Annotated in this window: 10 protein-coding genes; 6 read left to right on the top strand and 4 right to left on the bottom strand. The window is 50.6% G+C overall.

Going from position 1 to position 10,054, the window contains the following annotated elements:
* A partial coding sequence (locus tag D6694_01025; GenBank protein RMH48020.1) for a carbohydrate kinase occupies window positions 1-1,115 on the bottom strand: 1,115 nt, incomplete at its 3' end.
* Between the two features lie 115 nt (window positions 1,116-1,230).
* On the opposite strand from D6694_01025, the gene D6694_01020 reads away from it, so the two are divergent.
* The 5 genes from D6694_01020 to D6694_01000 all read left to right on the top strand — a co-directional run bounded on the left by D6694_01020 (window position 1,231) and on the right by D6694_01000 (window position 5,480).
* A complete protein-coding gene (locus D6694_01020) occupies window positions 1,231-1,854 on the top strand; it encodes a threonylcarbamoyl-AMP synthase (protein ID RMH48019.1) in 624 nt (207 codons plus the stop codon).
* 68 nt (window positions 1,855-1,922) lie between these two features.
* Window positions 1,923-3,128 (top strand): tryptophan--tRNA ligase, encoded by a 1,206-nt coding sequence (locus tag D6694_01015; GenBank protein RMH48018.1) that lies wholly within the window; start codon window positions 1,923-1,925, stop codon window positions 3,126-3,128.
* 4 nt (window positions 3,129-3,132) lie between these two features.
* Window positions 3,133-4,011: a segregation/condensation protein A gene (locus D6694_01010; GenBank protein RMH48017.1), complete on the top strand. Its 879-nt coding sequence runs from the start codon at window positions 3,133-3,135 to the stop codon at window positions 4,009-4,011.
* Entirely contained in the window at window positions 3,995-4,630 is a 636-nt protein-coding gene (gene scpB, locus D6694_01005; protein ID RMH48016.1) for an SMC-Scp complex subunit ScpB, read from the top strand. The genes D6694_01010 and scpB overlap by 17 nt, the downstream gene beginning before the upstream one ends.
* Window positions 4,620-5,480: an rRNA pseudouridine synthase gene (locus D6694_01000; GenBank protein ID RMH48015.1), complete on the top strand. Its 861-nt coding sequence runs from the start codon at window positions 4,620-4,622 to the stop codon at window positions 5,478-5,480. Before scpB ends, D6694_01000 begins: the two co-directional genes overlap by 11 nt.
* A gap of 8 nt (window positions 5,481-5,488) precedes the next feature.
* Here D6694_01000 and D6694_00995 read toward each other — a convergent pair whose 3' ends face one another.
* The 3 genes from D6694_00995 to D6694_00985 all read right to left on the bottom strand — a co-directional run bounded on the left by D6694_00995 (window position 5,489) and on the right by D6694_00985 (window position 8,250).
* Complete coding sequence (locus D6694_00995) at window positions 5,489-6,412, bottom strand: GGDEF domain-containing protein (GenBank protein ID RMH48014.1); 924 nt, start codon at window positions 6,410-6,412, stop codon at window positions 5,489-5,491.
* A 198-nt stretch (window positions 6,413-6,610) separates the two neighbouring features.
* Window positions 6,611-7,369 carry a YciK family oxidoreductase gene (locus D6694_00990; GenBank protein RMH48013.1) on the bottom strand — a complete coding sequence of 253 codons (759 nt, stop codon included), beginning with the start codon at window positions 7,367-7,369 and terminating at the stop codon, window positions 6,611-6,613.
* Window positions 7,370-7,371: 2 nt separating this feature from the next.
* Window positions 7,372-8,250, bottom strand: a complete 879-nt coding sequence (locus tag D6694_00985; protein RMH48012.1) for a hypothetical protein — start codon at window positions 8,248-8,250, stop codon at window positions 7,372-7,374.
* Window positions 8,251-8,363: 113 nt separating this feature from the next.
* Here D6694_00985 and D6694_00980 point away from each other — a divergent pair.
* Window positions 8,364-10,054, top strand: a 1,691-nt coding sequence (locus tag D6694_00980) for a PAS domain S-box protein (protein RMH48011.1), incomplete at its 3' end; no start/stop codon positions are given.

Raw genomic sequence — 10,054 nt, 5'->3', positions numbered from 1 at the left:
TCGGCTGTCAAACCGACAAGGGTACCCCGTGCCGTCACGCCCGGGTGGATGACGCCCGGGTTCCAGTAAGGTAGCGCCATCACACCATCATTACCTGGAGGCGTTTGTCTCAGAAGATGATTGAGCGCATCCTCAACTGAGCCTCCCGACATTCTGGCTTTTTGTTGCTCGGGATGACCGAAGTTTTCAATGAACCAACGTATCATCCAAAAGCCGCGGCTTATCATGTATTCATTAGAATAATGTCCGGCGATTGCCGCTGGAAAGGGAGGCAGGAGAGGCAAGGTCTCCCGGTAGTCACGGCTGGTCGCATTGATAGTGAGCGTTGTGCCGAGGCTAATCGACACCCGAGTGTGATCGAATACACCGCAACCGAGTGATTCGCACGCTTTGTCAGCCGCTCCGGCAATGACCGGGAGCCTCCGAGGCAAGTTGAGCTGTTGTGCGGCCTCATCCGTTAATGTTCCAATCATCGCGCCGGGCGCTACAAGCTCAGGCATCATTTCAGGGGTCAATGCCAAAGCTTTCCAGCGCCAATCGCCTTTGGGTGCCCAGCGTAAATGCTTATAGTCAAACGGCAAATAGCCGACCGTATTGGCGTAGCTGTCTCGGTACCGGCCCGTCAGGCGATGATTTAGATAAGCCGACAATAGTAAGAATTTATCAATTTTTTTCCATTGTTGCGGTTGGTGGGCATAAAGCCAGTTGATTTCGGCTTGTTGTCGAAAATAGTCCAATGTTCGGGCTTGTCCAATGCTCAGGAAGATAAGGCGTAACCAGCGTGGAATGTCTGGCGGGTTTTCGGCCATGCGCTGATCCATCCAGCTGATGGCCGGATAGATTGGTGAGCCAAAACGATCAACGCCAACCACGGTGCCTCGTTGACAGGTCAGAGAAATTGAGGCGATCTGCGAAAGTGGCCCAGTGCGCTGGGACAAGTCTTCCACTGCGTCGACAAGGGCGTGCCATGCTTGTTCAGGATGAAATTCAGCCCAGCCTGGCTTGGGGGCTTCCGGTGGCGGTAAAGCACGGCGTCCGATGCCTAAGATGTGGCCGGCTCGATCAAACAGTATCGCTCGAACGCTTTGCGTGCCAACATCAATGGAAAGATACATTCAATCTCCGTGGTTGATAACGCGCAACACCGGCATAGCGCCAGAATTATGATTTCAAAAGTCGGTGTGAAACTCTATACTAACGCCAAGTTAATTGGCAATTAAAACATGAGCAATGGCACAGTATCTTGAGGTTCATCCCACGCACCCTCAACCGCGCTTGATTAGTCAAGCAGTCGCGGTTATGCGAAAGGGCGGAGTGGTCATTTATCCCACCGATTCAGGTTATGCACTAGGTTGCCATATTGGTGACAAAGAAGCATTGGATCGCATTCGGCGTATTCGTCAACTGGATAAAAACCACTTATTCACGCTCGTGTGCCGAGACTTATCCGAATTGGCCACGTACGCTATTGTCAATAATGCGCAGTTTCGATTGCTTAAAGCCCATACACCGGGGTCTTATACATTTATTCTACGCGCTACCAAGGAAGTTCCTCGACGCCTTCAGCACCCAAAGCGAAAAACAATTGGGCTGCGCGTGCCAGAGCATACGGTCACGCAAGCGCTTCTCGACGTTATGGGCGAACCGATTATGAGTACGACACTCGATATGCCAGATGACGAGGAGCTGTATACAGATCCAGCAGATTTCCGACCCAAGTTCGATAAATTGGTTGATTTGATTTTGGATGGTGGACATGTGCCGGTGCGTCCAACAACCATTGTTGATTTGACTGAAGAACACCCTGTCGTAGTTCGAGAGGGCGCCGGAAATCTAGAAGGATTGAATTGGTAAGTCTGATACAATAAGCAGCAGACTTGCAATAGATTAAGATGCATTACGTTGGGGAGTCATAGGTTTTTATGTCAACAAACGATCGAGTGCTGTCAGGAATGCGACCGTCGGGTCGTCTTCATTTGGGCCACTATCATGGTGTTTTGAAGAATTGGGTGGCACTGCAGAACGAGTACGATTGCTTCTTCTGTGTTGTAGACTGGCATGCACTGACAACGCATTACGAAGATCCGTCAGAAATTCAGCAGTCAGCGTGGGATATGGTCATTGATTGGTTGGCCGCAGGGGTCAATCCGGGGCTGTCGACCATATTCATCCAATCGCACGTGGTAGAGCACGCGGAATTGCATTTGCTATTGTCTATGATGACGCCTCTCAGTTGGCTTGAACGTGTTCCGACTTATAAAGAGCAACAGGAAAAATTGAAGGACAGAGATCTGCAAACCTACGGTTTTTTGGGCTATCCACTGCTCCAAGCCGCTGATATTTTGGTATATCGAGCAAAACATGTTCCGGTGGGGGCGGATCAGGTGCCGCATATCGAGATGTGCCGAGAAATCGCGCGGCGCTTCAATCATTTGTATGGGCGAGAACCGGACTTTGAACAACGAGTTCAGACCGCCTTGCGAAATCTTGGCAAAAAACAGAGCAAGCTCTATCTCTCACTACGACGTCAATATCAGGAAGCGGGGGATATTGAGGCATTAGAGACAGCGCGTGCTCTGCTGGAGTCGCACGGTTCAATTTCCGTGGGTGATAGAGAGCGGTTACTCGGCTACATGGAAGGGACAGGTAAACAAATTTTGCCGGAACCCGAGGCTTTGTTGACGCCGTTTTCCAAAATGCCGGGACTTGATGGCCAAAAGATGTCAAAGTCGTATAACAACACGATATCGTTACGAGAGTCGCCCGAAGAGATAGAACGAAAAATAAGGACAATGCCAACAGATCCGGCGCGTGTTCGCAGAACCGACCCCGGCGATCCTGAGAACTGTCCGGTTTGGCAATTTCACCAAATTTATTCATCTGATGAGGTCAAGGATTGGGTGCAAACTGGCTGTAAGACAGCAGGCATTGGCTGTGTCGAATGCAAGCGACCGGTCATCGATGGTATTTGCCAAGAGTTAAAGCCCTTACAGGAAAGGGCTAAGTACTATGAATCCCAGCCTGAGCTGGTGCGCAATATTGTGTTTGAAGGGGCTGAGAAAGCCCGCGCTGTGGCACGAGAAACCATGGAAGAGGTTCGTGAGGCCATGGGATTAAATTACCGCTAGCACTATGCATCAGCAAACGAGCAAGACCAAGAGGCTGTTAGAGAGAAATCCGCCGATACAAGAGGAGATGCCGCTCGCCATCGTAAACGGGGAGCCTTTTACCCAGCTGCCCAAAGACCTCTATATTCCGCCGGATGCCCTTGAAGTGTTTCTTGAAGCCTTTGAGGGTCCGCTCGATTTGCTGCTCTATCTAATTCGTCGGCAAAACATTGATATCTTAGACATTCCCATCTGTGAGATTACGGCGCAGTACATGGAATACGTAGCGCTCATGAAAGAGCTGCGACTTGAATTGGCGGCGGAATACCTTGTCATGGCTGCGATGCTCGCAGAAATCAAGTCGCGCATGTTGTTGCCAAGGCCAAAGCAGGAAGATGAAGAAGGCGATCCGCGTGCCGAGTTGGTTCGCCGGCTGCAAGAATATGAACAGTTCAAACAGGCTGCGGAAGACATTGATGCATTACCACGTATGAACCGGGATATTTATCAGGCATCTGCCAAAATGCCTGAATTAAAGCTGGTCAAACCGCAGCCGCAAGTGACTTTGCATGAATTGCTGACGGCGCTTTGCGACGTGCTTAAACGCGCGGAAATGTATAGCCATCATCAGGTCGAAAAAGAACCTTTGTCGGTGCGGGAAAGAATGAGCAGTGTATTGGCTCGCTTAAGTGGCGAAAGGTTTGCCAATTTTTTCGAGCTATTTGACTTGGCCGAGGGAAGACCGGGTGTGGTGGTCACTTTCTTGGCGATCATGGAATTGACGAAAGAACAACTTGTCGAACTGGTACAAACCGAGCCGTTTGGGCCGATCCATGTACGTGCTCGGGGAGAATGCGGTAAAGCAGCTAACATAGAGGCGGAAGACGATGGCCAGCTTGTCTGATAGCCAGTTAAAACAGATTATTGAAGCGGCATTGTTTGCCGCAGGTCGGCCGTTGACGCTTGACGAGATATTGAAATTGTTTGAGGAACCGGAGCGACCGGATCGAGGACGCTTGCGTGCCATGCTTGAGGCGTTGCAACGGGACTATGAGGCACGCGGCGTGGAACTCGTCGAAGTGGCCAGTGGATGGCGTTTTCAGTCACGACAAGCCTTTTCGACATGGGTACGGCGCTTGTGGGAGGAAAAGCCGACAAGATACTCTCGTGCCACGCTTGAAACATTGGCGCTCATTGCTTATCGACAACCCGTGACACGGGGTGAGATCGAGGAGGTGAGAGGCGTGAGCGTCAGCTCGAATATCATCAAAACCCTCCTTGAACGTGAATGGATTCGAGTGGTTGGCCATCGGGATGTTCCTGGACGCCCGGCGCTTTACGCGACCACAAAAAAGTTTCTTGATTACTTTAACTTAAAAAGTTTGGATGAATTGCCTTCTTTATCTGAATTGAAGGACTTTGACCAGCTTGCACCAGAATTGCCACTACATGAGGGTGAAAATTTGTCAAATGAAGTCAAAGCCAAGGAAAAGAACGCTGCGGAGTCGCCTCATGTCCAATGAGTCTTCTATCAAGCTGCAAAAGCATTTGGCACAGCTAGGCATTGCCTCACGCCGCGAGGCCGAGCAATTGATCGCGGCTGGTCGGGTCAGTGTGAATGGACACCGGGCAGTGATTGGGCAAAGAGTGACTGAAAAGGACGTTGTGCGCGTCGATGGCCGTATCGTAAGTGGCGTTGGGCAGGTTTCGAATAAAACACGGATTTTGATCTACAACAAGCCGGAAGGCGAAATTTGCACGACCGACGATCCGCGAGGCAGGCCAACCGTTTTCGACCATTTGCCGCCGCTAAAACACGGGCGCTGGATTCAAGTGGGGCGTTTGGATGTGAATACGCAAGGCTTGTTGCTTTTTACCAACAATGGGGATTTGGCGCACGGCCTAATGCATCCAAAAAGTCAAGTCGAACGCGTTTATGCAGTGCGTGTGCACGGGGAAGTGACAGAAGGCATGAAGGAACGTCTTCGTCGTGGTGTCATGCTGGAAGATGGCTTGGCACGATTTGAACGCATAGTGGACGCCGGGGGTGAAGGGCGTAATCATTGGTATCACGTCTCGTTGCGGGAGGGGCGTAATCGCGAAGTGCGACGGTTGTGGGCGTCGCAGGGAGTGGAAGTCTCAAGGTTGATCCGTATCGCTTTTGGGCCCGTGACGTTGCCGCGTGATCTTCCACGGGGGCGCTGGCGGTATCTGTCTGTTGCCGAGGGCAAACAATTGGCTGACTGCATCGGCCTTGAGTTCGACATGGTGGCACCGGAATCTGGAAAACGACGGGTCCGGGCCCGGACAATACGAGAGAGTGCGAACAAGTCGAGCCGCCAACGTCATCAAAGCGTCGGTCGCCGCCGCTGAGCCTTGTATTAAACTGAGGATCGTATTTGGTTACGTCCCCCTGTCTTGGCTTGATACAGGGCATTGTCAGCCCTTTGAAAGATGGCTTCCGGTGTGTCCTGGTCGTGAATAGCAGTGACCCCGCCACTGATGGTGACCCGGATTCTGTTGTTGTCATTGATGGCGATGGGAAGCGCCTCTATGGATTGCCGCAAACGCTCGGCCACCAGACGGGCAGTCGGTAAATCGGTATCTGTTAGTAGGATGACAAATTCCTCCCCTCCATAGCGAAAGATCTGATCGGAAATACGCAGGTTCTTCTGCAGTGTCTGTGCCACTTGTTTGAGGACAATGTCGCCGCCGCTATGTCCGATTGTGTCGTTGATTTTTTTGAAATGGTCGATATCGAAGACGATAAGCGACATGGGGCGTCCATTACGTCGGGACTTTTGAAACTCCCGCTTCAATGTGTCGTCAAATGCCCGCCGATTTCCAACGCCTGTGAGACCATCCTTGAGTGAAGCGGCAAGCGCCTCTTGGTAAAGTAAGGCATTCCGAATCGGAAACACTGAGACAGAGACAAGCCATTCCATGACTTGTAAATCGAAGTCAGAGAATGGGTGTGAGCGATAAGCGGTAAGCGTGCCTAATGAAACTTCCTCAAGGGTAATTTCGTAGCTGGCGTGATGCACGGCTGTGACGCCCGAAAGCCATGCGACATTGATGCGTTCATTCTGATATTCAACACCATCGCATGGGACGATTTGTGCAATTTGCTCGCAGAGAATATGAAGAAGCTCCTCCAAAATCAGCGTGCGCTGCACGGATAGACTTAATTTTTGAATTGCTTCGCTAATGCGTGCAACATCTTCCTGATTTCTGGCTTTGTTTGTGATCAGTTTCAGTTCTGGGACTGCGAAACTTTCCGCTTTTTTGATGTGATGAATCTGCATGCCTGCTTCACCGAGTCAGTTCAACTGGCGATTCTAATGCAGATTATATGCCAATTTTTCTATATCTAACAAAAACAAATAGTTACGTTATTCGGCAATCTTTTGCCGCTCATGCGTCAAAATTTTGTCTGCCACTTGAGGAAATATTGATGTGGTCATTGGTTGCCATGGCGGCAACAAACTGCCGCCATCACGGATTTATGACAAACCAACAAGGCGCCGTGCATCCAGTGACTGCCCATTGTATTTTTGGCCATCGGGTCCGAGCAAATACACATAGGCCGGCGCAATGGCTTCCGGTGTCGGCAGAGTTGCAGGGTTTTCTCCGGGGAAAGCCGAGGCGCGCATGGTAGTGCGTGTTGCACCGGGGTTGACGGCGATGGCCGCCATGCCATATTCATCAATTTCGCCAGCAAGCACTTGTGTTAAGCCTTCAATCGCAAATTTAGACACGGCATAGGCTCCCCAATAGGCGCGACCGATACGCCCAACGCCCGAACTGGTCAGCAGAATGCGACCGTCATTGGAGGCTTTTAAGAGCGGCATTAAGCTTTTGGTTAACATGAAGACCGAGTTCACATTGACTTGTATGACTTCATGCCAAATGTTCGTTTCGTACAGTTCAATCGGGGACATGGTGCCGAGGATGGCGGCGTTATGCACCACACCATCGAGCTTACCGAATTCCTCGCCAATGACATTCGCCAGATGATCACATGCCATTTGGTCGGCGGTTTTCAGATCAAGTGGCGCGAGGGCTGGCTGAGGCAAGCCGGCGTCTTCGATTTGATCATAGACATCATTTAATTTGGCTTCGTCACGGCCGTGCAGTATTACCGTGGCGCCATGCTGCGCACAAGCCAAAGCCACAGCGCGCCCAATGCCGCGGGAGGCGCCGGTCACTAAAATGATGCGGTCCTTCAATATATTCTTATCAATTTGGGCTGCTTCGGACATTTCTAACTTCCTCTGGTTAAGCTTCGGTATTTTCGTCGGGTATTCCATGCCGTCCATAGGTATTTTAGCGGAAGCGTCGGTGAAATACGCTCACCCGGCATTCGATACCATAGCGACGTGCCGTACACCTTGGTTTTCAGTAATGCGGTCAATGTGAGTAAGGATTCGGCCATCGGATGATAAAATGAAGTGCTATGTAGCGTCGTCAAAAACTCGCGGTCAGCTTTTTGTAAATAAGCATCAAATAGTGGCTGCCATTTTGCGTGATTCTGTGGGCGGTACATGGATGAGAGGCCGTGTCGCTCAATAAGACTGTGCGGCCAATACGATAGATTTTGCCGGACATCTAAGGCATGACCGAGCGCCATATCATAAATCGTCATTGATTTGGCCAAGTGGATTTTCGTGGTTGTTGGCAGTTCAAACTGCGACAGTTGTGCGCAAAGCTCAAGCCAAATACCTCGTCGTTGATAGGCGAAATCATCCCACGCTTTTTCATCGCGAATAGGCATGTACTGACGACAACCGTGCAAGTGCTCGATAAATTGTTGCAGTAGTGACCAAATCTGAGACGCATCACAAGTGCTTGCGAGCGAACTTAATTCCATAAATACAGGCAAACTGCTTTGAGCACGGCGGGCTTGGTCGACCTCTTCGTACCACCACGCCAGTTGCTTTTCTAAAAGTAGTTCGTCCGAACTGCGGCGGAGGATGCGCTCGAGTCGCCAACTGAGCGTGTAGATGATCGCCAAAATTTGCTGCGTTTGGATCGGTACGCTGCTGGCAGCCAATCGAAAGATGGTGGATTGGCGGGCATCTTGTAGCGTCGTGGTTGTTGGTGGCATGAAAAATGGTGTCAACGCGATCGGTTGGGCGGCCATTTTAACACACGACTTTGTTTCAATGTGAACTGTCGAAGTTGTTCTATACTTTCCTGATATTGCGACCGGTATCCATGTCGATCTGTCACAACATTGAGGTAAACACGAACAAAATGTTTTCTTTTTTGGGGCACAGGGACAAATTTAAGCTTAATGGCCAACAATCAACCTTGCTTGACTTCGTCGATTCTGGCAACGAACACCTTGCCGTTTTTATCACAGACGGTGAGCGAATGCTCTACGTCAACCAGGCATTTGCACGAATTTTCGGTTATGCACGCGAGACGCTGGTTGAAAAAATATCGGTCAGGGAGTTGGTCAGTCACGGGGCTTGGCCCATGGTACAGGAACGTATTCAGCGTCGGTTGCGCGGGGCCCAAGGTAGCCCGTCGGAATCCTTTTCTTTTGACGCGCTCAAGGCCGATGGATCAGTGATTCACGTCGAGGTGTATGGTGTTGAAACAGAGTTTGAATCTGGAAGACCCGTCATTGTGGGGGCGCTGGTTGACCGAACGCTAGAACATCGGTTGCGACTATTGCATAACTGGCAGAGCACGATTTTGTCTGGCTATTTGCAGCACGCCGATTTGTATAGCGCGATGTCTTTGGCCAATCGCGCCATTGAAAACGTGCTCCCCGGCGCTATTGGCTCTATTTTAAGGATTAAGGACGGCAAGCTCCACCAATTGGGTGAAAACCGCTTGCCTAAGCAATACAATCAAGCCATTGACGGGCTTACCATCGGTCCAAATGTCGGCTCGTGTGGCACTGCGGCCTATTTGCGCAAGCCTGTCTTTGTCGATGATATTACCACCGATCCACGGTGGAAAGACTATCGAGAGCTAGCAGAGCAATTTGGACTGCGTGCCTGTTGGGCACATCCGATTGTTGTCGAAGATGAGACAAAAGCCACATTCGCCGTGTATTTCGGCGAACCAAGGACACCTAAGCCAGACGAGTTGGAAATTTTTGAGCGATTGACGCACCTCATTCGACTTTTGCTCGTGCACGATGAAACACGTTGCCATTTATCACAAGTCAATGAACGCATGCAAATGGCCGAGCAAATTGGGCGGATGACGCATGCTGTCTACTCACCGCATACGCGCCGGTTAGAGTGGTCTTCCGAGACTGCATCGTTTAACGGGCTTGGCGAGATTGAATCGATTGACCAATTGCTGCCTTGTTTAGAGGAGGCTGACCGCGAACGCTTTCATTCAGCGTTAACTACGGTAATACGGGATGGCTTCCCTGAAGAAAGATTATTAAAAATAAGATTTCAGGACAAGGTGAAATGGAACCGCGTGCACCTGTCGCGAGAGCCAGGGGGCACATTATTTATTGTTTTTCGAGATGAAACTGAGCAGACCGCCAACGCCATGGCCCTAGAAGCCAAAATTGAAAAAATTCAGAGCGCGTCAGCCAAACAAGCCGCCTCGTTATGGAGTATCCGGCGCGATTTGGCGCATCTTCTTGACTGGATGCGGCAGACGATGGAAGAAATTGGGCAGCGCATTTCAGGTGCTGGGGAGGATGAACAATCACTGGTTCCTGTGTGGGAGAAAGTAGCACAACGCGTTGAGCAATGGCGCGCCTTGATGTTAATCCACTTGGCTGACAAACACATGGCGAACATTGATATTCAACAGTTCATGCAGGCCGCAAGGGATAAAGTGATAGCTCGTGCGCAAGCTGAGCAGTGCGTGGATCTTTCAGTGGCAGAAAATATCAAATGTGTTGTGTGGGCTGACGCCAAACTATTGGGGCGCGGTTTTGATGCGTTGATCGACTGGTGTCTTGACTT

Source organism: Gammaproteobacteria bacterium, assembly GCA_003696665.1.
GTDB lineage: Bacteria > Pseudomonadota > Gammaproteobacteria > Enterobacterales.
This window is presented reverse-complemented; position numbering and strand designations above follow the sequence as displayed.